Origin of the sequence: Pseudomonas ficuserectae (assembly GCF_024584585.1) — a bacterium.
Lineage (GTDB): Bacteria > Pseudomonadota > Gammaproteobacteria > Pseudomonadales > Pseudomonadaceae > Aquipseudomonas > Aquipseudomonas amygdali.
Window position 1 is genome coordinate 145,436 of the sequence record NZ_CP085684.1, and the last position, 24,477, is coordinate 169,912.

Sequence of the window (24,477 nt, forward strand, 5' to 3'; positions counted from 1 at the left end):
CTAACTTGCGACTGTTTTCGGACGTGCCACCGAGCACAGGCGAGCAGAGTCAGCGAGAATTTCGATGGCTTTGGGTCTCGGGAAGCTTGCGCGCCAGGCGATGGCGACCGTGCGGAAAGGCACAGGCGGCGTCAGCGGGCGGACTTCGATCACGCCGGGCGCGTAATGGTGGCTGTCAACGGCCGAAAGCGGCAGGATCGAAATACCCAGCCCGGAAGCGACCATGTGCCGAATGGTTTCCAGCGAGCTGGACTCGACTGTCGTGTGCTTGGCGCCTTCATTGCCTTTGCCCAGGGTAGGGCAGGCTTCCAGAACCTGATCACGGAAGCAGTGACCTTCGCCCAGCAATAACAGGCTCTTGTCGTTGAGTGCCGAGGCGTCGATGGTCTCTTTCTGAGTCCAGGGGTGATCGGCTGGCATCAGGACGGAGAACGGCTCGTCGTAAAGCGGCAGGGTCAGCACGTCAGCTTCATTGAACGGCAAGGCAATGATGACGGCATCCAGCTCACCGTTGCGCAGCTTGTCGCGCAGCACATGCGTGAAGTTTTCTTCGATGTACAACGGCATCTGCGGCGCAACCCGGTGCAGTTGTGGAATCAGGTGAGGGAACAGGTAAGGGCCGACGGTATAAATAGCGCCGACTTTCAGCGGCGCGGTCAGCTGATTCTTGCCTGCCTGGGCCAGCTCACGAATACCTTGAGCCTGCTCCAGCACTTTCTGCGCTTGCGCAACGATGCCTTCACCGACAGGTGTCAGGCGCACGGCGCTCTTGCTGCGCTCGAAAATGAGCACACCGAGTTCGTCTTCTAGTTTCTTGACGCCCACCGACAGCGTTGGCTGGCTGACGTGGCAGCGCTCAGCCGCATGGCCAAAGTGCTGCTCCTGGGCAAGCGTGACGATGTAGCGTAATTCTGTAAGAGTCATAACGTGCGTCCATGAAGTTGCGACCCCAGCATAGCGGGTGCGATCGATAGACGCACGTTATCAGAAGCACTCACAAGTAACAAAAGTACAATTCAGCGTTTATCCAGTGAATAAACGAACGGTGCGAGGATTTCAATGGTGCCGTTGTTGAGGATTTCCTTGGGCGGCTTGGGCAGTGGCTGAGCGCGACGGATCATTTCCATGGTCGCTCGATCCAGCGCCGGGCTGCCTGAACTGTTGGCAATCGAGTAAGACAGCACGTTGCCGTCAGCATCGACAACGAAGCGCAGGCGTGCAACACCCTGCATGCCACGACGACGCGCATCCTCGGGATACTTCTTGTACTTGCCCAGATGACTTAACAGGTCACCCTGCCAGCTTGGCAGCGCATTGCTGGGCGGCGCAGGCGCAGGAGCGGGCTTCGGAGCAGCTGCTTTTTCCGGTTTGGCAGTCGTAGGCGGCGTGTCGACCGGTTTTTCGTCAGCAGGTTTTTCCTGAGGTGGCTCAGGCTTCTTCTGCGGCTTTGGCGGCTGCGGTTTTGGCTTGGGCTTTTCAACCTTTTTGGGCACCACGATTTCCGGCTTCGGCGCTTGCGCGACTTCCGGCATGGGCTCTGGTTCTTCAGGGGCTGGCGGCGGAGGTGGCTGAACGACTTTTGGTGGTGGCGGCGGTGCGGGCTCAGGCAGAGGCGCAAGCTCGACCATCATGGCCGCTGGCGGTAGCTCGATCGCCTGAGAGGCGGGCCAGCGAACGGCGATGATGATCGCGATAGCGTGCACGGCCAGCACCAACAACAGACTACCGCTATAGCGCGTCAGTTTTTGGCGCGTACTGATCATTTCTTACCAGCCGTCTCAAGACCCACCAGACCAACCTTGAGGTAACCCGCACCCCGAAGCGTGTTCATGACTTCCATCAGATCGCCGTAATCCACGCCCTTGTCGGCCTGGAAGAAGATCGTGGTGTCCTTCTTGCCCTTGGTCCGGGCGTCCAGCACCTGACCGATCTGCTCGCGGGCAACCTTCTCTTCACCCAGATACAGGCTCTTGTCGGTCTTGACGCTGAGGAAGATCGGCTTCTCGGGCCTGGGCTGTGGCGTGGCAGTGGATGCCGGCAGGTCGACCTTGATGTCCACGGTCGCCAACGGTGCAGCCACCATGAAGATGATCAGCAGCACCAGCATGACGTCGATGAACGGCGTCACGTTGATTTCATGGTTCTCGGCGAGGTCATCGCCGCCTTCGTTAAGATGCAGGCCCACGTGTTAGCCCACCTTGACCATGTGCGGTTGTTGTTGATTGCGCTCGGTCGGTTCTGGCAGATGATCCAGGTCGCGGCTGACCAGCAGCAGAACGTGCGCCGAAGCATCAGAAACCTGAGCCTTGTAACCGGCGATGGAGCGGGCGAACACGTTGTAGATCACTACCGCAGGAATTGCGGCAACCAGACCCAGTGCCGTGGCCAGCAGGGCCTCGGCAATACCCGGTGCCACGACAGCGAGGTTGGTGGTTTGGGTCTTGGCGATGCCGATGAAGCTGTTCATGATGCCCCATACCGTACCGAACAAACCCACGAACGGTGCGGTAGAGCCGATGGTCGCCAGTACGCCGGTGCCCATGCTCATGTTGCGGCCGCAGGCTGCGACCAGGCGCTCGAGGCGGAAGCTGACACGTTCCTTGATCCCTTCGCGCTCACGGCTGTTGGCCGACAGGCGCATCTCTTCAAGAGCGTCATGCACCAGCAGGTGGGCGAGAGTGCCTTCCTTGCTGGCGGTCGAGCTCGCTTCGTTCAGGGAGCGGGCTTTTTTCAGGTTGACGATTTCACCACGCAACCGGCGTTTGGCACCCAGCAGTTCGAAACCCTTGGAGATCCAGATGGTCCACGTAATGATCGATGCGATGGCCAGACCGATCATGACCGCTTTGACCACGACATCGGCGTTCTGGTACATGCCCCATGGCGACAGGTCATGGGCCATGCCCAGGCTGTTGTCTTCGGCTGCAGGCTCCATGGCCTGCACCGGGGCAGCGGCATCAGGCGCGACAGGAGCTGTCGCCGCAGGTGCGGCAGAGGTTGCAGGGGCCGCAGTCGGTGCCGATTGATCTGCAAGGGCCATAGGTACGAACATCAGGCTCAAGACGAGGGCTGCGACACCGCGCCATGCACGAGGCAGGCGAGGCATCCGGGTAGGCGAAGCGATTGATTGAATGCGTGTCATGCTGGCCGGACCTGAGAGAAAAATAGGGGATGGTTCCAGTGCGTCGTTCAGTGCTCTCGACGCTCACAGGGAACAAATGGGCTGCCATTATTGCAAATCGTTCTTGTTAACAAAAGTAATACAGTATCTTTTTTACATATTCGCCCGAATTTTCGCCTGTCGATGATCATTTTGTACGGCGCTGACGCCACCTGTTATGGAGATACCGAATGACTGCCCCTTCGCTTCTAATCGCCGGCTGTGGCGACATCGGTTCGCGACTCGCTACCCGCCTGCTGCCTCACGGCTGGACCGTGCATGGGCTACGGCGCACTGTTTCCGAGCTGCCTGCCGGTGTTCACGGTGTGGCGGGCGATTTGTTCGATACCCGCAAGCCTGCCCTGTGGCCCGCTGCGGCACTGGACTATGTGGTGTATTGCGCAACTCCCTCGCAACGTGACGAGGCGGGTTACCGGATGGCCTATGTCGAGGGCTTGCGCAATGTATTGAGTTGGCTTGAGCAGACCGGGCAGCGTCCAAAGCGGTTGATCTTTGTCTCAAGCAGCGGTGTGTACGGTCAGCAGAACGGGGAGTGGGTTGATGAAGACTCCGTCACCGAACCGGCCAACTACACCGGTACTGTGATGCTGGAAGCCGAGCAGCTCGCGCTGAACAGCGGACTGCCAGCCACGGCGGTGAGGCTGACCGGTATCTACGGACCCGGACGCAGTGACCTGTCGAACCGTGTGCGTCAGGGGCACAGTGTCAGAATTGATCCGCCGGTCTATGCCAATCGCATTCATGCCGACGATGCTGCCAGCTTGCTGGAGCATCTGCTGCAGGCGGATCAACGAGGTGTGGCACTGGAGAGCTGCTATCTGGGCGTTGACGACGATCCGGCCGCGCTGGCCGATGTGGTGGCGTGGATACGTGAATATCTGGGGGTGAGCGAATGGTCGGAGGAGGTCAGTGTGCAGCGCGTGGGCAGCAAGCGTTGCAGCAATGCCAGGGCGCGCGCACTGGGATGGACGCCAATGTACCCGGATTATCGGGCTGGCTATGCGGCTTTGTTGGGGTAGAAACGTCGCAGTCAGGAGCGCCTTGAAGGGCGCTCCCGAGGCTTGAGTTGCTTACTGCTGTTCGAGCAACCAGCGACGTGGGCCTGGACGCAGCTCGGGCATCTGGTCAGCACCGGCATTGTTCATAGCCTGGAATATCTCCAGCTGCTTGCCTTTGCGAGCAAAGATCCACGGGTTGCCTTTTTCGGCTTTCTCCAGCCACATGCTGTCGTATTCACCGCTCATGGCTGCGCAATCGCCCGCCAGGCATAGTGCGTAGCGATCGTTTTCGGGAAGCCCCTGCACACTGCCGTCAGGCATGAATTGCACGGTGCTGCCTTGGCCGTCGCCTTCTACGATGGTCCATTTGCCGCCCATGTAGGCACCATACAAGGCTTTCTCGAAACTGGTGCCAGGCTGAGCGCCTTCCGGTGCCGGGTTCTCGGGCTTCTGGAAGTGCTGCTCAGGACCTGACTCGCTGGCAGCTTGAACCAGCTCATCACCTTTCACGCTCAGGTCTTCGAAGAAGTTGCCGTAGAAGTCGATGTGCAGCTTGCCTTCAGCGGCGCTGACAATCTTGCCTTCACCCAGCTCGAAACCGTTGGAATAGATGGCCTGATTGGCTTTGGAGTTGATTTTCCACTCCAGATTGGGGCCGTTGGCGAGCAGTGCCTGACGCAGGTTGCCTTGTTTGACGGCGGCGTCGATGGCGGTCTGGTTGATCCAGGTGCCGTCCGGATTGCGGTCGGCGTGGCTGGCGCAGCCGCCCAGAATGACGGCGAGCAGCGAGATGGCGAGCGCGGAGCGCATAACGGATTCCTTCCTTCAGGGAGAACGGAGCGCAAGGCACGCTCCGTCGGGGGATTATTCGATGACGAGAATCGCGTCCATTTCAACTTGGGCGCCGCGTGGCAGTGCCGCAACGCCGATGGCTGCGCGAGCCGGATAAGGCTGGGTGAAATAGGTGCCCATGATCTCGTTGACCTTGGCGAAGTGGCCCAGATCGGTCAGAAAGATGTTCAGTTTGACGATGTCCTTGAAGGAACCGCCCGCCGCTTCGGCAACAGACTTCAGGTTTTCGAAGACCTGGGTAATCTGTGCTTCGATGCCTTCGACCAGCTCCATGCTGCTCGGGTCCAGCGGGATCTGTCCGGACATGTAGACGGTATTGCCAGCTTTAACGGCCTGAGAGTATGGGCCGATGGCCGCAGGGGCTTTATCGCTGGTGATGACAGTCTTGGTCATGAGAACTCCTGATGATGGGATGGCCTACGCGCGCATCCGGGTGATGCGTGTGACACCGGTCAGGGCGCGCAGTTTCTTGATCACACGAGCCAGATGCACACGGTCGTGCACGCTGACCACCAGTTGGACCACGCTGATGCGACCATCGCGTTCGTCCATACTGATTTTTTCGATATTGCCGTCGGCCGCGTTGACGCTGCTGGCCAGCAGGGCGATCAGGCCGCGCTGATGTTCGAGTTCGACACGCAATTCGACGTTGAATTCGCCGGTGACATCCTTGGCCCAGGACAACTGGATGCATTTTTCCGGGTTGTGACGGATTTCACTGATGTTGCGACAGTTATCCAGATGCACAACCATGCCCTTGCCTGCAGACAGGTGGCCGACAATAGGGTCGCCGGGGATTGGCGTGCAGCATTTGGCGTAGCTGAGCACCAGGCCTTCGGTACCGCGAATCGCCAGCGGACCTTCAGGGCTTGGCAACTGCTCACCCTCGCCCAGCAGACGGCGCGCAACGACATAGGCCATGCGATTGCCCAGCCCGATGTCTTCGAGCAGGTCTTCCAGCACTTCGACCCGGTACTCGTTGAGCACCAGCTGAATGCGTTCCTGAGTGATCTTGTCGAGACTGCATTCAAAGCCGTTGAGCACCTTGTTCAGCAGGCGCTCGCCGAGGTTGATCGACTCGGAGCGGCGTTGCAGTTTGAGCGCGTGACGAATATGCGTACGCGCCTTGCCGGTGACTACGAAGTTCAGCCATGCCGGGTTCGGACGTGCGCCGGGCGCACTGACAATCTCGACCGTCGAGCCACTTTGCAGCGGTTCGGAAAGCGGTGCCAAGCGGCGGTTGATCCGGCAGGCAATGCAGCTGTTGCCGACGTCGGTGTGTACCGCATAGGCGAAATCCACCGCCGTGGAGCCTTTGGGCAGCTCCATGATCCGGCCTTTGGGGGTGAAAACGTAGACTTCGTCCGGGAACAGGTCGATCTTGACGCTTTCAATGAACTCCAGAGAGTTGCCCGCACGCTGCTGCATTTCCAGCACACCCTTGACCCACTGCCGGGCACGGGCATGAGTGCCTTTTGGCTGCTCGTCGTCGCTGGATTTGTACAGCCAGTGTGCAGCGATGCCGTTGTTGGCCATCTCTTCCATTTCGCGGGTGCGAATCTGGATTTCGATCGGCACGCCATGCATACCGAACAAGGTCGTATGCAGGGACTGGTAGCCGTTGGCCTTGGGGATCGCGATGTAGTCCTTGAAGCGGCCGGGCAGCGGCTTGTACAAATTATGTACAGCGCCCAGCACGCGATAACAGGTATCGACCTTGTCGACGATGATGCGGAATGCGTAGACATCCATGATCTCGTTGAAGGCGCGACGCTTGCCGCGCATCTTCTTGTAGATGCCATAAAGATGCTTCTGCCGCCCGCTCACGTCGCCTTCGATGCCGTCAACGGCCAGGCAATGACTAAGGGACTCTTCGATCTTGTTGACCAGTTCCTTGCGATTGCCCCTGGCGCGCTTGACCGCCTGGTTGATTCGCGAGGAGCGCATCGGGTACATCGCCTTGAAACCGAGGTCTTCGAATTCAATGCGCACACTGTGCATACCCAGTCGATTGGCGATGGGTGCATAGATTTCGAGGGTTTCCTTGGCGATGCGCCGACGCTTTTCGCCCGAAAGCACTTCCAGCGTGCGCATGTTGTGCAGGCGATCGGCGAGTTTGACCAGGATCACGCGAATGTCGCGCGCCATGGCCATGGCCATTTTCTGGAAGTTCTCCGCCTGGGCTTCGGCCTTGGTCTCGAAGTTCATCTGGGTCAGTTTGCTGACCCCGTCGACCAGTTCCGCGACAGTCTCGCCAAACTGCGCGCTGAGCGCTTCCTTGGCAATCCCGGTGTCTTCGATGACGTCATGCAGCATCGCAGCCATCAGGCTCTGATGGTCCATGTGCATGTCGGCAAGAATGTTCGCCACCGCAAGAGGATGCGTGACGTAGGCTTCACCACTGCGACGGCGCTGGCCATCGTGGGCTTGTTCGGCATAGAAATACGCTCGGCGCACCAGGTTGACCTGGTCCTTGCCGAGGTAGGCCGACAGTCTTTCGGCGAGGGCGTCTATGCTTGGCAAGGCGCTACCCCTTGCCAATGGCTTTTACCCTGCGCCGTACTACGTCGACCTGGCATAGGCTTAGACGGCCTCGTTGGACTCGTCCTCGAACGCTGCGAACAATGGTTCATCTTCAACGATTTCGGCTTCTGCGATTACAGCGTAATCCATCAGGCCAGCCGCGATTTCACGAAGTGCCATAACGGTAGGCTTGTCATTTTCCCAGGCCAGCTTTGGTTCTTTGCCGCCGGTTGCCAGTTGACGGGCACGCTTGGTAGAGAGCATGACCAGCTCAAAGCGGTTATCCACGTGTTCTAGGCAGTCTTCAACGGTTACGCGGGCCATGGGTATTCCTCGTAGCAAATGCGGATGCGCGATGCCCGGATGGGCGAGCGGACTCGATAGTTTACAAGCGGACAGCACCAGGCATCAAGCGGCAAGCCACCAACGGCATGCTTTTAACCTGTTGCCTGATGTCTGGAAACGACTCGATCAAGCCAGCAACTCCTGAAAAAGCTCGCTGTATTGCTCTTGCTGATGCTGCTGAGTCAGGCGATTGGCGCGGAATATTGCCTTGAGGTCTTCCAGTGCCCCGGCAAAATCGTCATTGACCACAACGTATTCGTACTCGTTGTAGTGGCTCATTTCGCTGACCGCTTCACGCATTCGCGCTTCAATGATCTCGTCACTGTCCTGGCCACGATTGGTCAGACGCTGACGCAATGCCTGCTGGGTAGGCGGCAGAATGAAGATCGACCGGGCCTGCGGCATTTGTGCACGAACCTGCCGGGCACCCTGCCAGTCGATTTCCAGAATCAGGTCGTGGCCTTCGTCCAGGGTCTGCTGCAGGTGGCTCTGCGAGGTGCCGTACAGATTGCCAAAGACTTCGGCCTGCTCAAGAAAGTCGCCGTGCTCGATCATGCGCACGAACTCGGCACGATCGACGAAGTTGTAGTTCACGCCGTTCACTTCGCCGGGGCGCATGGTCCGGGTGGTGTGCGAGACCGAGACGCGAATCTTCGCCTGCGCGCCGTGCTGAGGCTCTTGCTGGGCGTCCATCAGGGCCTTGACCAGACTGGTCTTGCCCGCGCCGGACGGGGCGGAAATGATATACAGGGTGCCAGTGATATGGGTCATGTGAGGTTCAGCCTTACTCAATATTCTGCACTTGCTCGCGCATTTGCTCGATCAACACTTTAAGGTTGACGGCAGCCTGCGTGCTGCGTGGGTCAAAGGCCTTGGAGCCCAGTGTATTCGCTTCGCGGTTAAGCTCTTGCATCAGGAAATCAAGGCGCCGGCCTGCCTGACCGCCAGCCTTGAGTACGCGACGCACTTCGGTGACGTGTGTGCTGAGGCGGTCCAGCTCTTCGGCAACATCGCTTTTCTGTGCCAACAGAACCATTTCCTGCTCAAGGCGCTGCGGATCCAGTTCGGCTTTCATGTCGGCAAAGCGATCCAGTACTTTCTGGCGCTGAGTTGCCAGCATCTGCGGCACCAGGGTGCGCAGGGTGGCAACCTCCTCGACGATGGAAGACAACCGGTCATCAAGCAGTCTGGCCAGGTCTGCACCTTCGCGTCCGCGCCCGCTCTTCAATTCAGTCAGCGCATCATTGAACAGCTTCAGCGCCTCGGTGTTCAACACCTGTGGATCGCTGGCGTCGGCCACCAGTACGCCGGGCCATGCCAGAACTTCAAGGGGGTTCAGCGCGGCAGGCTGTTTGATCAGGCCGGCAACCGATTCGGCTGCAGCGATCAACTGGCCTGCACGCTCAAGATCCACTTGCAGCGGTTTGCCGGCGGTTTCCTCGACAAAACGCAGTGTGCATTCGACTTTGCCACGCGACAGCCCCTGGCGTAGCGCTTCGCGAATCGCACCTTCCAGATCACGGAATGACTCAGGCAGGCGCAGGTGCGGCTCCAGATAGCGGTGATTGACCGAGCGCAGTTCCCAGCTCAGTGTGCCTTGGGCACCGGCTCGCTCTACGCGGGCAAAGGCAGTCATGCTGTGCACCATGGGAAGTACCTCTTATCGATTCAGGAGCGTGATTCAACCCATGAGTGCACAGGATCGGCGTTCATGGGTGTCGTGAAAGCCGACTGGCTGCAGAGGCGCAGGATTGTAGCGCAGTGCGACGCAGGCTCCCAATCCGGCAGTGTTACAAGTGACACAAGGCATTCCTTGCGATCACGCCAGAGCGTCGAAAGTATTGATCCAGAGCCTTCTGTTCGTAGCAAATCGGCATTGGCGGCTTTTAGAGATGCCCAGCGGCAGCTGTGACCTCTATAATGCCCAGCAGTTTTCCGTCTCAGTACAGGTATCCCAGATGAAACGTCCAAGTGGTCGCGCCGCCGATCAGCTCCGCTCGATCCGCATCACCCGCAACTACACCAAACACGCCGAGGGTTCTGTACTGGTCGAGTTTGGTGATACCAAGGTGATCTGCACCGTCAGCGTCGAAAACGGCGTACCACGCTTCCTCAAGGGTCAGGGCCAGGGTTGGCTGACTGCCGAGTACGGCATGCTGCCGCGCGCTACCGGCGAGCGTAACCAGCGTGAAGCCAGTCGCGGCAAGCAGGGTGGTCGTACACTCGAAATCCAGCGCCTGATCGGTCGTTCGCTGCGCGCTGCGCTGGACATGTCCAAGCTGGGCGACGTGACCCTGTACGTCGATTGCGATGTCATTCAAGCGGACGGCGGCACTCGCACCGCGTCCATTACCGGCGCAATGGTTGCTCTGGCAGATGCCTTGAAAGTGATCAAGAAGCGTGGCGGCCTGAAGGGCGGTGACCCGCTCAAGCAGATGATCGCAGCCGTTTCGGTCGGCATGTATCAGGGCGAGCCGGTGCTTGACCTCGATTACCTGGAAGATTCCGCTGCGGAGACCGACCTGAACGTGGTCATGACCAGTGCAGGCGGCTTCATTGAAGTACAGGGCACAGCCGAAGGCGCACCGTTCCAGCCTGAAGAGCTGAACGCGATGCTCGCCCTGGCGCAGAAAGGCATGACCGAGCTGTTTGAATTGCAGCGCGCCGCGTTGGCCGACTGATATCCAGAAGGGGTCCGATAATGAGTGACAGCTTGCAACCTTTCAGCAAACCGCCCCAAAGCGCTCGCCAGTGGGCGATGTTCTGTCACTTGTCGGCGTTTGCCGGACTGATGTTTCCGTTCGGCAATCTACTGGGCCCACTGATTATCTGGCAGTTGAAGAAAGACTCCGATCCGTTTATCGACGCGCAAGGCAAGGAGGCGCTGAACTTTCAGATCACAGTCGCCATTGCGGCCACCGTCAGCATGCTGCTGGTGCTGCTGATTATCGGCTTTGCATTACTGACGCTGGTGGGGATCGGAGCCGCAGTGCTTGCGATCATTGCCGGGATAAAAGCCAATGACGGCGTCGATTATCGCTATCCGTTCACTTTGCGCCTGATCAAGTAGCATCACTTCGGGCAACGCAAAAAGCCGACTTGAAGTCGGCTTTTTCGTGTGCACTGTTCGCCTGACGATCAGATAGTCAGGGTCCAGTCGTAGTCCACGATCAATGGCGCGTGCTGCGAGAAGCGCGGCTGACGCGGCAAGCGAGCGCTGCGTACGAAGCGGCGCAAGCCTGGGGTCAGTATCTGATAATCGAAGCGCCAGCCCAGATTCAGCATCTCGGCCTGTTCGTTATCCGGCCACCAGCTGTACTGATCACCTTCGCGGCTGACTTCACGCAGGGCATCGACATAGCCCATGGTGCCGACAATCTCGTCCATCCAGGCGCGTTCAGGCGCCAGGAAGCCAGGAGACTGCTGGCTGTCACGCCAGTTTTTGATGTCGAGCTTCTGCTGCGCGACATAGAGCGATCCGCAATAGATGTATTCGCGACGCTTGCGGCGTTGCTTGTCCATGTACTTGCCGAAATCGTCCATGAGCTTGAATTTCTGATTCAGGTCTTCATCGCCATTCATCCCTGACGGAAAGAGCAGGGTAGCGATGCTGACCTTGTCGAAATCTGCTTGCAGGTAGCGCCCGTAGCGGTCGGCTGTCTCGAAACCGAGACCGCTGATTACCGCCTTCGGTTGCAACCGCGAATAAAGCGCCACACCACCCTGAGCGGGAACCTCGGCTTCGCAGGCATAGAGGAAGTAACCGTCCAGCTGAAAGGCTGGGTCATCCAGTTCAAAGGTGGAGGCGCGGGTGTCCTGTAAGCAGATGACGTCGGCATTCTGAGCTTGCAGCCAGCTGAGCAAACCACGCTCGACCGCAGCCTGAATGCCATTTACGTTCACACTGATGATCCGCATAAATGGCCCCAAAAATCACGTGCGTGTATGATACCCGAGCTCTACCTAATTAGCTAAATCCGTGGTATCCGGAGCTTTTTCCATGCAAGCGTATCAGCGCGATTTCATTCGTTTTGCCATCGATCGCGGTGTTCTGCGCTTCGGTGAGTTCACTCTCAAGTCCGGGCGCACCAGCCCGTACTTCTTCAATGCGGGGCTGTTCAACACCGGTTCCGCACTGGCACAACTGGGGCGTTTCTACGCAGCAGCCGTGGTTGAAAGCGGTATTGCCTTCGACGTTCTGTTCGGCCCGGCCTACAAGGGTATTCCGCTCGCCTCGGCAACTGCCGTGGCGCTGGCCGAGCATCATGACCGTGATCTGCCGTGGTGTTTCAACCGCAAGGAAGCCAAAGCGCACGGCGAAGGTGGCAGCCTGGTGGGCTCCCCGCTGGCGGGCAACGTGCTGATTATCGACGACGTCATTACTGCGGGCACGGCGATTCGCGAGGTTATGCAGATCATCAAGGACCAGAGCGCGACTGCGGCAGGTGTCCTGATTGCCCTCAATCGCCAGGAGCGCGGCAATGGCGAGCTGTCGGCGATTCAGGAAGTCGAGCGTGACTTCGGAATTCCGGTGGTGAGTATCGTGTCGCTGAATCAAGTGCTTGAGTTCCTGGCCGACGATCCGCAGCTCAAGCAGCATCTGCCTGCCGTCGAAGCCTATCGCACGCAATACGGAATCTGAGGACGAGCCTATGGCAGTCAGCGGCACGGAGCGGGCTTCGGTTTCAGGCGTACTGAGCGTTTTGGGGTTCTGGCTGGCTCTTGGCATGCTTGCGCCCTTGCTCGCTCAAGCGGCTGATGCGCCTGAAGCTCGACTTTATCGCTACGTCGACAGCCGTGGCGTGACCGTGATCGATACGCAAGGCGTGCCGCCCGACTACGTTGCCAAAGGCTATGAAGTGCTCAATGGTCGTGGCCGGGTGATACAGGTCGTACCGCCCGCGCCGACTGCCGAGCAGATTCGTCAGTCCGAAGCAGACAAGCGCCAGGCCGCTGCGGATGCACAGCTGTTAAGCCTTTACAGCAGTGTCGATGAGGTGGACCGCGTCAAGGCCCGTAAACTGGCCGAGCTGAATGCGCTGATTGGCGTTGCTCAGGGCAATATTCAGGGGCTGGCGGCTCAGCAGCGCAATCTGCAAGGCCAGGCAGCCGATCTGGAGCGTGCGGGGCGTCCTGTTCAGCAGGGGCTGGTCGATCAGTTGAATGACTTGCGCGATCAGCAGCAGAAGCTGCAAACCGATATCGCCGGGTATCAGGCCGCACGGGTAAAGGCTGAAGCAGATTTCGCCGTCGATCGTGCACGCGTCCAGCGCCTGACTCAATGACCGGACGCAGAGCGTCCAGAAGTGCATGCCCACGCCTGTTTTTGATTCTGGCCGAAGGCCGTAGGAGCGAACTTGTTCGCGAAAGGGGTCGAAGTCAGACACCTGTCGTTCCTCACGCTCCAGCCTGGGAACGATAATCAGCGATCATCATCAACCAACAAAAAGGCCCCGTCAGCGTCAGCTCACGGGGCCTTTGGGTGTTACGCCTGAATCAGTGCCGCTTGCGGTTGGTGATCTGAGTACCTACACCGCTGTCGGTGAAGATTTCCAGCAGGACCGCATTGGGCACTCGTCCATCGATGATGTGCGAGCTATTGACCCCACCCTGAACCGCTTCCAGCGCGCAACGGATCTTCGGCAGCATGCCGCCGTAGATCGTGCCGTCGGCGATCAGGCCGTCGACCTGCTCGGTGGTCAGCCCAGTCAGGACTTCGCCCTGCTTGTTCATCAGGCCGGCGATGTTGGTCAGCAGAATCAGCTTCTCGGCCTTGAGGGCTTCGGCAACCTTGCCTGCGACCAGGTCGGCGTTGATGTTGTACGACTCGCCGTCCGGGCCCACGCCGATAGGCGCGATGACCGGAATGAAATCCCCTTTGACCAGCATGTTGAGCAGCCCGGTGTTGACCCCGACCACTTCACCGACCTGACCGATGTCGATGATTTCGGGCTTGGTCATTTCCGGCGTCTGGCGCGTGACGGTGAGTTTCTTCGCACGAATCAGCTCAGCGTCCTTGCCGGTCAGGCCGATCGCGCTGCCGCCGTGACGGTTGATCAGGTTGACGATGTCCTTGTTGACCTGGCCACCCAGCACCATCTCCACCACATCCATAGTCTGCGCATCGGTCACGCGCATGCCATCGATGAAGTGGCTCTCGATGGACAGGCGCTTGAGCAGATCACCGATCTGCGGCCCGCCGCCGTGAACCACCACCGGGTTGATGCCCACCGCCTTCATCAACACGATGTCGCGCGCAAAGCCGGTTTTCAGCTCTTCGCTCTCCATGGCGTTGCCGCCGTACTTGATAACCAGCGTCTTGCCGACAAAGCGGCGAATGTAAGGCAGCGCTTCGGAAAGGACCTTGGCTACATTAGAGGCGGCATCACGTTCGAGGGTCATTCAGGGCTCCAGTCAAAAGGAAAAACAATCAAAATGGCAGGTCGAGATCCGGTGCAACTTTTTTCAGCTCAGCGTGGAACACGTCCTTGATGCGCTGCAACTCAGCCTCGGTTTCGGCCTCGAAACGCAGCACCAGTACCGGCGTGGTATTGGAGGCACGAACCAGACCCCAACCCTTCGGATAGTCCACGCGGACACCGTCGATGGTGGTCAGTTTGGCGTCGCCCCACTGCGCGTCGGTTTCGAGGGCCTTGATGATGCTGAACTTGGTGACATCCGTCACCTTGATGTTGATTTCAGGCGTCGAAATATCGTTCGGGAAGGTTTCGAACAGGTCTTCGGCATTGGCTGACTCCTGGCTGAGGATCTCCAGCAGACGTGCCGCACTGTAGATGCCGTCGTCAAAACCGAACCAGCGCTCCTTGAAGAAGATGTGGCCGCTCATTTCACCTGCCAGCAGCGCGCCGCTCTTTTTCATTTCTTTCTTGATCAGCGAGTGGCCGGTTTTCCACATCACCGGACGACCGCCATGTTCGCTGATCAGCGGAGTCAGGCGACGTGTGCATTTGACGTCGAAAATGATGTCGGCACCCGGGTTGCGCTTGAGCACGTCCAGCGCGAACAGCATCAACAGGCGATCCGGGTAAACCACATTACCCTTGTTGGTCACGACACCGACACGGTCGCCGTCACCGTCGAATGCCAGGCCCAGATCGGCACCGGTTTCCTTGACCTTGGCGATCAGATCCTGCAGGTTTTCCAGCTTGCCCGGGTCCGGGTGGTGATTGGGGAAGTTGCCGTCCACTTCCGCGAACAGCGAGATCACTTCACAACCCAGCGCTTCGATCAGCTGCGGGGCGATCACGCCTGCCGCGCCGTTGCCGCAGTCGACCACGACCTTCAGCTTGCGGGCCATGACGATGTCGTCCTTGATCTGCTTGAAGTAGCGATCGAGGATGTCGACTTTAGTGATGCTGCCTTTCTGCGAAGTCAGGTTGTTGGTCTTGATACGCTCGTGCAGCGCCTGGATCTGCTCGTTGGCGAGAGTGTCGCCCGCGATGACGATCTTGAAACCGTTGTAGTCCTTGGGGTTGTGGCTGCCGGTCAGCATCACACCGGTCTTGCCTGCCAGCACGTTGGCGGCGTAATACAGTGCAGGCGTCGGCACCAGGCCCACATCGCTGACATGGCAGCCGCTGTCGTGCAGGCCTTGAATCAGTTGCTGCACCAGTTCCGGGCCGGAAAGGCGACCATCGCGACCGACGCTGACGTTGGGTTCGTTCTGCGCCAGGCTTTCGGAGCCTATGGCGCGGCCGATCCAGTAAGCCGTTTCAGCGTTGAGGGTGTCCCCGACCACGCCACGGATGTCGTAGGCGCGGAAAATAGTCTCGGGAAGGTTGGGTGCCACGGATGCTGGGCTGTTCATAGCGAGGGGATGCTCCGATCTCAGGAAGTCCTGGTTTTCATCGAGAAGGTCGATATCAAGGATATCGGTATCTTGAAACAGTGGATCGGTCCAGTCGGTGCGTGATGCAGCCACTGTGGACGGAGCACTGCCTTTGACAATATCTTCATCGCGCTGCTCACCGGCAACCAACGTAGGCACTGCCTGGGGTTGACTGCGAAGCGAGACACGAGCAAGGGCCTGGGCCAGACCACTCAGGGCCGGGAGGCTCAAACCGAAGGGTTTGACGGCTTTTCCGCGTGAGAGTTCTTGGAGCAACTGATCCAGTTGTCGTGCGTCGGCGCAAATACGCCGTTGCAGAGCTCTCTCGCTGCGATGCAAGCCAAGCAGCACGCCCGCTGCAGCGATAACCAGCGCCAGCAGCAAAAGTACGACGGAAGGCGAAGTTTTCAGGCCGGGGCCGGGCGTGAATTCGAGTTTCCAGCCTGAATAGCCGGTATCGAACACCTGCTGTTTGCCGCCGTCGGCCTGACCGCGCTGCAGGAAAACCTGTGCAGGTCCGTTGCCAAACTGCTGGCTGAGCACCACCTGCCCGGCCTCGGCAGGCAGTGCCTGCAAGGCATTGAGCAAGCGCTGCAGGTCAAAGGCCAGCAGTAATGTGCCCACCACCGGCTGAGTTGGCGCGGCACGTACCGGCGCAGCACTGTAGATCAACCAGCGCTCGCCCACCTTGCGAGCCTCCGGGGCGACGACCTCGCCTTGTGCAGCCTTGTTGAGCATATCCAGCGTGGCAAAACTTACCGGCAACGCGCCCTGCGTATCGACGTCAGCCAGGCCTTTGGGGTAAAGCCGCGCGCCTGCCAGGCCGTCCCAGCGAGTGAAGCGATCCTGTGCTGCCAGCAATGCGGAGGCATCATTGCTCTGAAGCGTCTGTACAAGTGTTGCGCCGGAGGCGGCGGATTGAGTGTCGGCATTGATCTGCCGCAGCGCCAGACCAATGGCTGCCGCCTGACTGCCGCCCCATGCCCGAACAAGCTGATCCTGCTGCTGGGGGCTGGATATCAGCGCAACCCAGACCAGCGCCGCGGCGATTATCAGGCCGATTGTCGCAGGCACAAGGCCTGGAGCAAGCCCTTTCAGGCTCGCTGCAGGGGGAGAGTTATCGGCCGCAATAGCATGTTTTGGAGCGCTGTGCTGACTGCCTTTCACCGACCTCTCCGTGAGCCTTTTTCCAAACCCGGATTATTTGCCGAATGCCGAATGACGATTAATGGCTGCCGGAGTGGCCGAAGCCGCCTGCGCCACGCTGACTTTCGTCGAATGCTTCAACCAGCTCGAAGTGCGCCTGCACCACAGGCACCAGCACCAGTTGCGCAATACGCTCGCCCACCGCGATGTTGAATGCAGTCTGGCCACGGTTCCAGCACGACACCATCAATTCTCCCTGATAATCGGAGTCGATCAGACCCACCAGGTTACCCAGCACGATGCCATGTTTGTGACCCAGGCCGGAGCGCGGCAGGATCAACGCGGCAAGGCCCGGATCGCCGATGTAAATCGACAGGCCGGTAGGGATCAGCAGTGTCTGGCCGGGCTCGAGGACGGTATCCTCCTTGAGCATGGCACGTAGGTCCAGGCCTGCCGATCCAACAGTGGCGTAGGCCGGGAGTGGAAATTCGTTGCCAATGCGAGGGTCGAGGATCTTGGCTTGTAGAGCGTGCATTCGTAGTTAAACCTGATTCATGCGGTCGGCGATAAAAGTGATCAGCTGGCGGGCAATCTTGGCCTTGCTGGTCTGGGCAAAAAGCGTTGCGTGCAACGCCCGGTCAATCACGCTGCAAGCGTTCTCTTCACTGTTGAAGCCGATGCTGGGGTTGGCGACATCGTTGGCGACAATCAGGTCCAGGTTCTTGTCCTTGAGCTTGCGGGCAGCATAGTCGAGCAGGTGTTCGGTCTCGGCGGCGAAGCCGACGCTGAAAGGGCGATCCGGGCGGGTTGCGATGGTCGCCAGAATATCCGGATTGCGGACCATCTGCAGCAGCAAGCCGTCACCGTTTGAAGGATCTTTCTTCAATTTGTGCGGGGCGACAACTTCCGGACGGTAGTCAGCCACCGCTGCCGAGGCGATGAACAGGTCACAGGGGATGGCAGCCTCGCACGCCGCCAGCATGTCGCGGGCACTGACCACATCGATGCGCGAGACGCGATCCGGCGTCGGCAGATTGACTGGCCCGGTGATCAGCGTGACGCGCGCACCGGCTTCCACAGCCGCTTCGGCCAGGGCAAAGCCCATTTTTCCGGAGCTGTGGTTGGTGATGTAGCGCACCGGATCGATGTTTTCCTGAGTCGGGCCAGCGGTGATCAGCACATGCTTGCCGGTCAGGCCCAGGCGCTGGAAACAGTCCGCTGCGCACTGGGCCAGATCGTCGGCCTCCAGCATGCGACCGAAGCCGACATCGCCGCAGGCCTGACTGCCGGACGCTGGCCCAAACACACGAAAGTCACGCTCTTCAAGCTGCCGGGTATTGGCTTGCACTGAGGCGTCACGCCACATTGCCTGATTCATCGCCGGTGCGATGGCGACGGTGGCATCGGTTGCCAGCACGATGGTGGTCAGCAAGTCGTTGGCGATGCCTTGCGCCAGGCGCGCGATCAGGTCGGCGGTGGCCGGAGCGATCAGGATCAGGTCGGCCCATTTGGCCAGTTCGATATGGCCCATCGCGGCCTCTGCGGCCGGGTCGAGAAGGTCCAGGTGCACAGGGTGCCCGGACAGGGCCTGCATGGTCAGCGGCGTAATGAACTCTGCTCCGCCTTTGGTCATGACGACACGCACTTCAGCGCCCTGATCGCGCAGGCGGCGGACCAGCTCGGCGCTCTTGTAGGCCGCGATGCCGCCGCCGACGCCAAGAACGATGCGTTTTCGATACAGCCGCTGCATAGACCTGCCTTTTTGGTCGAGTGAATACGCGACGCCCATGACGCCTCCCCAGGCCAGGCCGTCGCGCAAAAAAGATGGGCTAAGATAGCACAGCGACTGCACCGCAACAGCGGTGCCCAATCACATGGAGGTGCTATGAGTATTCGCAGTTGGCCCGCGGCCGAACGCCCGCGGGAACGCTTGTTGGAGTTGGGGGCGGGGAGCCTTTCCGACGCCGAGTTGCTGGCTATCTTTTTACGCACCGGGGTGGCCGGAAAAAGCGCCGTAGACCTTGCCCGTCATCTTCTGAATCAATTCGACGGGCTCAGATCGTTACTGGATGCTGACCTGTCCACGTTTACCTCCCAGCTCGGGCTGGGGCCTGCCAAATTTGCTCAGTTGCAGGCTGTCATGGAGATGGCGCGCCGGCACATGGCCGAGTCCTTGCGCCGTGACTCAGCGCTGGAAAACCCCACTCAGGTGCGCAACTACCTGAAGGCTCAGCTCAGACATGAACAGCATGAAGTTTTCGCCTGCCTGTTTCTGGACAACAAACACCGGGTCATGACCTTCGAGATACTGTTTCGCGGGACGATCAACGCCTCCTATGTGCATCCGCGCCAGGTGGTGAAGCGAGCGATGGCTCACAACGCCGCCAGCCTGATCCTCTGCCACAACCATCCTTCCGGTATCACCACGCCCAGCCGTTCCGACATTGACCTGACCAAGCGCCTCAAGGAAGCACTGATGCTGGTGGATGTTCATGTGCTGGACCACGTGATCGTGGGCGACGGCGAGCCGCTGTCAATGGTAGAGCGCGGGTTGATGTAGCTCCCACGCAGAGCGGTAGGCCGAGACTCGGGTTATTGTTCCCGCGCTCTGCGTGGTAATGCCGTTCTGGACGCTCTGCGTCCGGTCTTGAGGTGGGGCGTGCCAATGCAGGGCATTGGCACGCCAGTTACGCAGACAGGCCTAGGTGTGGCGATTTACTTGACCTGCACCTTGTAGAAATCCTGCCTGCCAAACGGGCTGACCTGATAACCCGAGACGTCCTTGCGTACCAAGGCTGCTGCGGTCGGGTGGGCGAGGGGTATCCACAGTGCCTGCTGTTGGATCTGCTGCTGCGCCTGATGGTACAGCTTGCTGCGTTCGCCCTGATCGCTGACGGACTTACCATCGGTGATGAGCTTGTCCAGCGTCTTGTCGCAATAGCGGGCAAAGTTGGTGCCTGACTGCACGGCTGCGCAGGAAAACTGCGGCGTCAGGAAGTTATCCGGGTCGCCGTTGTCGCCCGCCCAGCCCATGAACAGCAGGTCATGCTCGCCAGCCTTGGCACGGCGAATCAATTCGCCCCATTCAATGATCTTGATCTCGGCATCAATACCGATCTGTTTCAAGTCAGACTGCAGCAGTTGAGCGCCCAGGCTTGGGTTGGGGTTAAGCAGGCTGCCGGAAGGCCGGGTCCAGATAGTGGTCTTGAAACCATCCTTCAGACCGGCTTTGGTCAGTAAAGTCTTGGCCTTGGCGACATCGTGCTGATAGCCGGGCAGGTCTTTGGCGTAGCTCCAGGTGTTGGGCGGGTAAGGACCATTGGCTTTTTCAGCGGTGCCTTCGAACACGGCCTTCAGGTAATTGGCCTTGTCGAACGCTAGGTTGATGGCCTGACGAACTTCAGGCTTGTCGAATGGCGGGTGCTGACTGTTGATCGCGACAAACGCGGTCATGAATGCTTCAGTCTTCTCGACCTTGAGCGAGTTATCCTCGCTGGCCGCCTGAATATCCAGAGGCTTTGGCGAAAGCGCTATCTGGCACTCGTTCTGACGGACTTTCTGCAGGCGCACATTGGCGTCCGCTGTGATGGCATACACCAAGGTGTCGACATCAGACTTGCCGGCGAAGTAATCCTTGAACGCCTCATAACGCACCACTGCATCTTTCTGGAAGCGCTTGAACACGAACGGCCCGGTGCCGATCGGCTGGCTGTTGAGTTTTTCCGGTGTGCCGGCTTTCAGGAGTTGCGCGGTATATTCGGCCGAGTAGATCGACGCAAAACCCATGCTCAGCGTGGCCAGGAAGGTCGAGTCCGCCCGATTGAGTGTAAAGCGGACGGAGTGCGCGTCAGGCGCTTCGATGCTCTTGATCAGCGCGGGCAACTGCATGGATTGCGCATGCGGGAAGCCGCTCTGGGCAATCTTGTGCCACGGGTTCTGCGGGTCGAGCATGCGCTGGAAGCTGAACAGCACGTCATCGGCGCTCAGCTCGCGGCTCGGCTTGAAATAGTCTGTGGTATGAAATTTCACTCCGGAGCGCAGCTTGAAGTCGTAAGTCAGGCCGTCTTTGGATACGGTCCAGCTTTCTGCCAGGCTCGGTACCAGCTTGCCTCTCTGGGCATCGAAGTCCACCAGACGGTTCATCAGCACGTCGGCCGATGCGTTGGTGGTGGTCAGTGAGTTGTACTGCACAACGTCGAAGCCTTCGGGACTGGCTTCGGTACAAACCACAAGGCTCGATGCCTGGGCGGCAATCGGAAGCAGCAACGGAACAAGCAAAAAAGGGAGTGCAGCTAGGCGCATGGCGTTATTTCCTGTTCAGAAAGGGCCCCATCTGCCGGCGCAGTCTGGTGAGGGACTAACCCTAGACCATCTACTGGCGTAGAACAATCGTCACGGTGCGACGAGCGGTCGATTTGCCTGTGCCCCCGCATTGCTTGAGCATACCGCCGCGCAGAGCGGATTCATTCGGGTCAAAGTGCTTTGCCTGTTGTTGCGTCCAAGGGTTTCTGGTATAAAGCAGCGCTCTTTTCTAGGGGCCCGGTTCCTTCACTGTAGGTGTAGCCGGTAAGACCCTTAAAGAAACGCGGCGCCTGGCGCCAAATGACTGAGAGATTAAGCGGCCAACCCATGCCGGGTTGGGCATGTGGTTTTAGAGGGCTGAGGCATGTCGAGAGTATGTCAAGTTACCGGTAAGGGTCCGGTGACTGGGAATAACATTTCCCACGCAAACAACAAAACCCGTCGTCGTTTCCTGCCAAACCTGCAGCATCACCGCTTCTGGGTTGAAGGCGAGAAGCGTTTTGTTCGTCTGCGCGTATCTGCTAAAGGCATGCGTATCATCGACAAGCGTGGCATTGAAGTTGTGCTCGCTGAACTGCGTCGCGACGGCAAAATTTAAGGGAGAGAATCATGCGTGAATTGATCCGTTTGGTGTCGAGCGCTGGTACAGGCCATTTCTACACCACCGACAAGAACAAACGTACTACCCCGGATAAAATCGAAATCAAAAAATTCGATCCGGTTGTACGCAAGCACGTGATCTACAAAGAAGGCAAAATCAAGTAATTGATTCTGTCGGCTACAAAAAAACCCGCCTCGGCGGGTTTTTTTGTGTCTGCGCTCCTGGCATAGCTGCAAGGGCAGTACTTATTTATCCGCAGCGGCTTCAAACACCACATAAATCTTGCGGTATGTTTCCAGCACCTCCCAAGTGCCCTTGAAGCCGGCTGGAATCACAAAACGGTCGCCTGCGCGCAGGGTTTTCGCGTTGCCCTGCTCGTCGCGCAGGACTGAAACACCCTGCACAATCTCGCAATACTCGTGTTCCGAATAATTCACCTGCCACTGCCCGGGCTCGCCATTCCAGACCCCCGCGCTCATCTGTCCGCAGGGGCTGTTGTAGTGGTTGTAGAGGGTTTGTGCCGGATCGCCCTTAAAGACCTTTTCCGGTGCAGAGCGATAGTGCTCGGCGGCGGTGCTGGCTTCACTGAAGTCGACGATGCTTTCGATGCTCATGATGGGCCCCTTGTCCTGAATGCGTTGAGGGTTTGACGTGCGTGCTGTGCGTTAGTGCCTCGGCGCGCGTGCGGAGCTGTTTAATAAAATCAACATAAAAGCACCGTAGCGGCTATTTATGTCAAATATATTGGTTTTGTCGGGCCGCTGGTTTAGGGTAACGGCCTTCCTGAAAAATTTCAGATTGTGTCTTTAATCAACCATGACACACCCACATTCAACAAGAGGAGGACATGCAAATGACCACCCTGACTCGTGCTGACTGGGAGCAACGCGCCCAGCATTTGAAGATCGAAGGCCGTGCCTTCATTCAAGGTGAATACACCGCAGCCTCCTCCGGCGAGACGTTTGATTGCATCAGCCCGGTCGATGGCCGGATGCTTGCCAAGGTCGCCAGTTGCGACACCGCTGACGCGCAACGCGCTGTCGACAGTGCGCGCAGCGCCTTCAACTCGGGTGCCTGGTCGCGACTGGCTCCGGCCAAACGCAAGGAAACCATGATCCGTTTCGCCGGGCTGCTCAAGCAAAATGCCGAAGAGCTGGCCCTGCTTGAGACTCTGGACATGGGCAAACCGATTGGCGACTCGTTCGGTGTCGACATCCCCGGTGCTGCCAGAGCCCTGAGCTGGAGCGGCGAAGCCATCGACAAGCTGTATGACGAGGTCGCGGCAACGCCTCATGACCAACTGGGTCTGGTAACGCGCGAGCCGGTGGGTGTCGTCGCCGCCATCGTGCCGTGGAACTTCCCGTTGATGATGGCTTGCTGGAAGCTTGGTCCTGCACTGTCCACCGGCAATTCCGTGATCCTGAAGCCGTCGGAGAAGTCTCCGCTGACCGCCATTCGTATTGCGCAGCTGGCCATCGAGGCAGGCATTCCTGCGGGCGTGCTCAACGTATTGCCGGGTTACGGTCATACCGTCGGCAAGGCGCTGGCGCTGCATATGGACGTGGATACCGTGGTGTTTACCGGTTCGAGCAAAATCGCCAAACAACTGATGATTTACGCAGGCGAGTCGAACATGAAACGCGTCTGGCTGGAAGCCGGTGGCAAAAGCCCGAATATCGTCTTTGCCGACGCGCCGGATTTGCAGGCCGCCGCCGAAGCAGCCGCCAGCGCAATTGCCTTCAATCAAGGCGAAGTCTGCACTGCCGGTTCTCGGCTGCTGGTCGAGCGCTCTATCAAGGAACGCTTCCTGCCGATGGTGCTTGAGGCATTGGCCACCTGGAAGCCCGGCAATCCGCTGGACCCTGCGACCAATGTGGGCGCGCTGGTCGACACCCAGCAGATGAACACAGTGCTGTCTTACATCGAAGCCGGTCACGCCGAGGGTGCCAGACTGGTTGCGGGCGGCAAGCGCATTCTGCAGGAGACCGGCGGCACCTACGTTGAGCCGACCATTTTCGACGGTGTGAACAACGCGATGAAAATCGCTCAGGAAGAAATCTTCGGCCCGGTACTTTCACTGCTGACGTTCGACAGCGACGAAGAAGCGATACAGATAGCCAACGACACGCCTTATGGCCTGGCTGCTGCCGTGTGGACTGCAAATATCTCCAGAGCACACCTGACCGCCAAGGCACTGCGCGCAGGCAGCGTATGGGTCAATCAGTACGACGGCGGCGATATGACTGCCCCGTTCGGTGGCTTCAAGCAGTCAGGCAACGGTCGTGATAAATCGCTGCATGCCTTCGACAAATACACCGAGCTGAAATCCATCTGGATCAAGCTGTAAGTCAGGAGCGCGACACCTATCGTGCCGACGCTCTAGCGTCGGTACGCCGTTCTGGACGCTCCGCGTCCGGTCTTGCGTCTGCGGCGCGGCGCAGATTTGTGACGCGGAGCGTCACGCAAGGCATTCCCACGCTGGAGCGTGAGGAACGATAACCTTAACTATCGTGCGACGCTCCGCGTCCTGGCTTGCGTTTGCGGCGTGGCGCAGATTTGTGACGCGGAGCGTCACGCACGGCATTCCCACGCTGGAGCGTGAGGAACGATAACCTTAACTATCGTGCGACGCTCCGCGTCCTGGCTTGCGTTTGCGGCGTGGCGCAGATTTGTGACGCGG

26 protein-coding genes are annotated in these 24,477 nt (G+C 59.0%); 9 read left to right on the forward strand and 17 right to left on the reverse strand.

Annotated features, from left to right (window positions below; genetic code table 11):
* The 4 genes from LJU29_RS00680 to exbB all read right to left on the reverse strand — a co-directional run bounded on the left by LJU29_RS00680 (nucleotide 1) and on the right by exbB (nucleotide 3,142).
* On the reverse strand, nucleotides 1-924 hold the full coding sequence (locus LJU29_RS00680; protein WP_002551493.1) for a hydrogen peroxide-inducible genes activator: 924 nt from the start codon (nucleotides 922-924) through the stop codon (nucleotides 1-3).
* 92 nt (nucleotides 925-1,016) lie between these two features.
* Nucleotides 1,017-1,763: an energy transducer TonB gene (locus tag LJU29_RS00685; RefSeq protein ID WP_005731616.1), complete on the reverse strand. Its 747-nt coding sequence runs from the start codon at nucleotides 1,761-1,763 to the stop codon at nucleotides 1,017-1,019.
* Nucleotides 1,760-2,185, reverse strand: a complete 426-nt coding sequence (gene exbD / locus LJU29_RS00690) for a TonB system transport protein ExbD (RefSeq protein WP_002551495.1) — start codon at nucleotides 2,183-2,185, stop codon at nucleotides 1,760-1,762. The genes LJU29_RS00685 and exbD overlap by 4 nt, the downstream gene beginning before the upstream one ends.
* A 3-nt stretch (nucleotides 2,186-2,188) precedes the next feature.
* Nucleotides 2,189-3,142, reverse strand: a complete 954-nt coding sequence (gene exbB / locus LJU29_RS00695; RefSeq protein ID WP_010192284.1) for a tonB-system energizer ExbB — start codon at nucleotides 3,140-3,142, stop codon at nucleotides 2,189-2,191.
* Between the two features lie 209 nt (nucleotides 3,143-3,351).
* On the opposite strand from exbB, the gene LJU29_RS00700 reads away from it, so the two are divergent.
* The gene (locus tag LJU29_RS00700; RefSeq protein ID WP_005757528.1) at nucleotides 3,352-4,200 is read left to right on the forward strand and encodes an SDR family oxidoreductase; all 849 of its coding nucleotides are present in this window, start codon (nucleotides 3,352-3,354) and stop codon (nucleotides 4,198-4,200) included.
* A 51-nt stretch (nucleotides 4,201-4,251) separates the two neighbouring features.
* Here the strand turns inward: LJU29_RS00700 and LJU29_RS00705 are convergent, their stop codons facing one another.
* The 6 genes from LJU29_RS00705 to LJU29_RS00730 form a co-directional block, all read right to left on the reverse strand.
* Nucleotides 4,252-4,989 carry a hypothetical protein gene (locus LJU29_RS00705; RefSeq protein ID WP_004655373.1) on the reverse strand — a complete coding sequence of 246 codons (738 nt, stop codon included), beginning with the start codon at nucleotides 4,987-4,989 and terminating at the stop codon, nucleotides 4,252-4,254.
* Nucleotides 4,990-5,043: 54 nt separating this feature from the next.
* A complete protein-coding gene (gene ridA, locus LJU29_RS00710; protein WP_005757531.1) occupies nucleotides 5,044-5,424 on the reverse strand; it encodes a deaminase RidA in 381 nt (126 codons plus the stop codon).
* 24 nt (nucleotides 5,425-5,448) lie between these two features.
* Nucleotides 5,449-7,554 (reverse strand): bifunctional GTP diphosphokinase/guanosine-3',5'-bis pyrophosphate 3'-pyrophosphohydrolase, encoded by a 2,106-nt coding sequence (gene spoT / locus LJU29_RS00715; RefSeq protein WP_004655368.1) that lies wholly within the window; start codon nucleotides 7,552-7,554, stop codon nucleotides 5,449-5,451.
* Nucleotides 7,555-7,614: 60 nt separating this feature from the next.
* A complete protein-coding gene (rpoZ, locus tag LJU29_RS00720) occupies nucleotides 7,615-7,878 on the reverse strand; it encodes a DNA-directed RNA polymerase subunit omega (RefSeq protein WP_002551500.1) in 264 nt (87 codons plus the stop codon).
* 147 nt (nucleotides 7,879-8,025) lie between these two features.
* A complete protein-coding gene (gmk, locus tag LJU29_RS00725) occupies nucleotides 8,026-8,670 on the reverse strand; it encodes a guanylate kinase (RefSeq protein ID WP_005757536.1) in 645 nt (214 codons plus the stop codon).
* A gap of 13 nt (nucleotides 8,671-8,683) precedes the next feature.
* Entirely contained in the window at nucleotides 8,684-9,547 is an 864-nt protein-coding gene (locus tag LJU29_RS00730) for a YicC/YloC family endoribonuclease (protein WP_002551502.1), read from the reverse strand.
* A 310-nt stretch (nucleotides 9,548-9,857) separates the two neighbouring features.
* Here LJU29_RS00730 and rph point away from each other — a divergent pair, with 310 nt between their 5' ends.
* Together rph and LJU29_RS00740 are read left to right on the forward strand one after the other, a co-directional pair.
* The gene (gene rph, locus LJU29_RS00735; protein WP_003313989.1) at nucleotides 9,858-10,580 is read left to right on the forward strand and encodes a ribonuclease PH; all 723 of its coding nucleotides are present in this window, start codon (nucleotides 9,858-9,860) and stop codon (nucleotides 10,578-10,580) included.
* Between the two features lie 20 nt (nucleotides 10,581-10,600).
* Nucleotides 10,601-10,969, forward strand: a complete 369-nt coding sequence (locus tag LJU29_RS00740; protein ID WP_003313990.1) for a DUF4870 domain-containing protein — start codon at nucleotides 10,601-10,603, stop codon at nucleotides 10,967-10,969.
* 68 nt (nucleotides 10,970-11,037) lie between these two features.
* Here the strand turns inward: LJU29_RS00740 and crc are convergent, their stop codons facing one another.
* The gene (gene crc, locus LJU29_RS00745; protein WP_002551505.1) at nucleotides 11,038-11,817 is read right to left on the reverse strand and encodes a catabolite repression control protein Crc; all 780 of its coding nucleotides are present in this window, start codon (nucleotides 11,815-11,817) and stop codon (nucleotides 11,038-11,040) included.
* Between the two features lie 82 nt (nucleotides 11,818-11,899).
* On the opposite strand from crc, the gene pyrE reads away from it, so the two are divergent.
* Together pyrE and LJU29_RS00755 are read left to right on the forward strand one after the other, a co-directional pair.
* Nucleotides 11,900-12,541 (forward strand): orotate phosphoribosyltransferase, encoded by a 642-nt coding sequence (pyrE, locus tag LJU29_RS00750; RefSeq protein WP_004655359.1) that lies wholly within the window; start codon nucleotides 11,900-11,902, stop codon nucleotides 12,539-12,541.
* A gap of 10 nt (nucleotides 12,542-12,551) precedes the next feature.
* Nucleotides 12,552-13,184 (forward strand): hypothetical protein, encoded by a 633-nt coding sequence (locus LJU29_RS00755; RefSeq protein ID WP_005757539.1) that lies wholly within the window; start codon nucleotides 12,552-12,554, stop codon nucleotides 13,182-13,184.
* A 211-nt stretch (nucleotides 13,185-13,395) separates the two neighbouring features.
* On the opposite strand, the gene argB is transcribed toward LJU29_RS00755, so the two are convergent.
* The 4 genes from argB to coaBC are packed head-to-tail and all read right to left on the reverse strand — an operon-like array spanning nucleotide 13,396 to nucleotide 18,644.
* Nucleotides 13,396-14,301 (reverse strand): acetylglutamate kinase, encoded by a 906-nt coding sequence (gene argB / locus LJU29_RS00760; RefSeq protein ID WP_002551508.1) that lies wholly within the window; start codon nucleotides 14,299-14,301, stop codon nucleotides 13,396-13,398.
* A gap of 28 nt (nucleotides 14,302-14,329) precedes the next feature.
* On the reverse strand, nucleotides 14,330-16,915 hold the full coding sequence (locus LJU29_RS29260) for a phosphomannomutase/phosphoglucomutase (RefSeq protein ID WP_306459387.1): 2,586 nt from the start codon (nucleotides 16,913-16,915) through the stop codon (nucleotides 14,330-14,332).
* Between the two features lie 58 nt (nucleotides 16,916-16,973).
* The gene (gene dut, locus LJU29_RS00770; RefSeq protein ID WP_005731629.1) at nucleotides 16,974-17,429 is read right to left on the reverse strand and encodes a dUTP diphosphatase; all 456 of its coding nucleotides are present in this window, start codon (nucleotides 17,427-17,429) and stop codon (nucleotides 16,974-16,976) included.
* 6 nt (nucleotides 17,430-17,435) lie between these two features.
* Nucleotides 17,436-18,644, reverse strand: coding sequence for a bifunctional phosphopantothenoylcysteine decarboxylase/phosphopantothenate--cysteine ligase CoaBC (coaBC, locus tag LJU29_RS00775; RefSeq protein ID WP_257112917.1), 1,209 nt, complete (start codon nucleotides 18,642-18,644; stop codon nucleotides 17,436-17,438).
* 135 nt (nucleotides 18,645-18,779) lie between these two features.
* Between coaBC and radC the strand changes: the two genes are divergently transcribed.
* Complete coding sequence (radC, locus tag LJU29_RS00780) at nucleotides 18,780-19,454, forward strand: RadC family protein (RefSeq protein WP_002551512.1); 675 nt, start codon at nucleotides 18,780-18,782, stop codon at nucleotides 19,452-19,454.
* A gap of 155 nt (nucleotides 19,455-19,609) precedes the next feature.
* Here radC and LJU29_RS00785 read toward each other — a convergent pair whose 3' ends face one another.
* Nucleotides 19,610-21,196: an ABC transporter substrate-binding protein gene (locus tag LJU29_RS00785; RefSeq protein WP_257111533.1), complete on the reverse strand. Its 1,587-nt coding sequence runs from the start codon at nucleotides 21,194-21,196 to the stop codon at nucleotides 19,610-19,612.
* Between the two features lie 364 nt (nucleotides 21,197-21,560).
* Here LJU29_RS00785 and rpmB point away from each other — a divergent pair, with 364 nt between their 5' ends.
* The gene (rpmB, locus tag LJU29_RS00790; RefSeq protein WP_002551514.1) at nucleotides 21,561-21,794 is read left to right on the forward strand and encodes a 50S ribosomal protein L28; all 234 of its coding nucleotides are present in this window, start codon (nucleotides 21,561-21,563) and stop codon (nucleotides 21,792-21,794) included.
* 11 nt (nucleotides 21,795-21,805) lie between these two features.
* Entirely contained in the window at nucleotides 21,806-21,961 is a 156-nt protein-coding gene (gene rpmG / locus LJU29_RS00795) for a 50S ribosomal protein L33 (RefSeq protein ID WP_002551515.1), read from the forward strand.
* Nucleotides 21,962-22,042: 81 nt separating this feature from the next.
* Here the strand turns inward: rpmG and LJU29_RS00800 are convergent, their stop codons facing one another.
* Entirely contained in the window at nucleotides 22,043-22,411 is a 369-nt protein-coding gene (locus LJU29_RS00800) for a cupin domain-containing protein (RefSeq protein ID WP_257111534.1), read from the reverse strand.
* A gap of 239 nt (nucleotides 22,412-22,650) precedes the next feature.
* On the opposite strand from LJU29_RS00800, the gene LJU29_RS00805 reads away from it, so the two are divergent.
* On the forward strand, nucleotides 22,651-24,144 hold the full coding sequence (locus tag LJU29_RS00805) for an aldehyde dehydrogenase (protein ID WP_257111535.1): 1,494 nt from the start codon (nucleotides 22,651-22,653) through the stop codon (nucleotides 24,142-24,144).
* Nucleotides 24,145-24,477 lie beyond the last annotated feature (333 nt).

Bases quoted from the DNA above. Each gene is read 5' to 3' on its own strand.
- LJU29_RS00680 (WP_002551493.1), bottom strand. From the start codon at position 924: ATGACTCTTACAGAATTACGCTACATCGTCACGCTTGCCCAGGAGCAG.
- LJU29_RS00685 (WP_005731616.1), bottom strand. From the start codon at position 1,763: ATGATCAGTACGCGCCAAAAACTGACGCGCTATAGCGGTAGTCTGTTG.
- exbB (WP_010192284.1), bottom strand. From the start codon at position 3,142: ATGACACGCATTCAATCAATCGCTTCGCCTACCCGGATGCCTCGCCTG.
- LJU29_RS00700 (WP_005757528.1), top strand. From the start codon at position 3,352: ATGACTGCCCCTTCGCTTCTAATCGCCGGCTGTGGCGACATCGGTTCG.
- LJU29_RS00705 (WP_004655373.1), bottom strand. From the start codon at position 4,989: ATGCGCTCCGCGCTCGCCATCTCGCTGCTCGCCGTCATTCTGGGCGGC.
- ridA (WP_005757531.1), bottom strand. From the start codon at position 5,424: ATGACCAAGACTGTCATCACCAGCGATAAAGCCCCTGCGGCCATCGGC.
- rpoZ (WP_002551500.1), bottom strand. From the start codon at position 7,878: ATGGCCCGCGTAACCGTTGAAGACTGCCTAGAACACGTGGATAACCGC.
- gmk (WP_005757536.1), bottom strand. From the start codon at position 8,670: ATGACCCATATCACTGGCACCCTGTATATCATTTCCGCCCCGTCCGGC.
- LJU29_RS00730 (WP_002551502.1), bottom strand. From the start codon at position 9,547: ATGGTGCACAGCATGACTGCCTTTGCCCGCGTAGAGCGAGCCGGTGCC.
- rph (WP_003313989.1), top strand. From the start codon at position 9,858: ATGAAACGTCCAAGTGGTCGCGCCGCCGATCAGCTCCGCTCGATCCGC.
- LJU29_RS00740 (WP_003313990.1), top strand. From the start codon at position 10,601: ATGAGTGACAGCTTGCAACCTTTCAGCAAACCGCCCCAAAGCGCTCGC.
- crc (WP_002551505.1), bottom strand. From the start codon at position 11,817: ATGCGGATCATCAGTGTGAACGTAAATGGCATTCAGGCTGCGGTCGAG.
- pyrE (WP_004655359.1), top strand. From the start codon at position 11,900: ATGCAAGCGTATCAGCGCGATTTCATTCGTTTTGCCATCGATCGCGGT.
- LJU29_RS00755 (WP_005757539.1), top strand. From the start codon at position 12,552: ATGGCAGTCAGCGGCACGGAGCGGGCTTCGGTTTCAGGCGTACTGAGC.
- argB (WP_002551508.1), bottom strand. From the start codon at position 14,301: ATGACCCTCGAACGTGATGCCGCCTCTAATGTAGCCAAGGTCCTTTCC.
- dut (WP_005731629.1), bottom strand. From the start codon at position 17,429: ATGCACGCTCTACAAGCCAAGATCCTCGACCCTCGCATTGGCAACGAA.
- coaBC (WP_257112917.1), bottom strand. From the start codon at position 18,644: ATGCAGCGGCTGTATCGAAAACGCATCGTTCTTGGCGTCGGCGGCGGC.
- radC (WP_002551512.1), top strand. From the start codon at position 18,780: ATGAGTATTCGCAGTTGGCCCGCGGCCGAACGCCCGCGGGAACGCTTG.
- LJU29_RS00785 (WP_257111533.1), bottom strand. From the start codon at position 21,196: ATGCGCCTAGCTGCACTCCCTTTTTTGCTTGTTCCGTTGCTGCTTCCG.
- rpmB (WP_002551514.1), top strand. From the start codon at position 21,561: ATGTCGAGAGTATGTCAAGTTACCGGTAAGGGTCCGGTGACTGGGAAT.
- rpmG (WP_002551515.1), top strand. From the start codon at position 21,806: ATGCGTGAATTGATCCGTTTGGTGTCGAGCGCTGGTACAGGCCATTTC.
- LJU29_RS00800 (WP_257111534.1), bottom strand. From the start codon at position 22,411: ATGAGCATCGAAAGCATCGTCGACTTCAGTGAAGCCAGCACCGCCGCC.
- LJU29_RS00805 (WP_257111535.1), top strand. From the start codon at position 22,651: ATGACCACCCTGACTCGTGCTGACTGGGAGCAACGCGCCCAGCATTTG.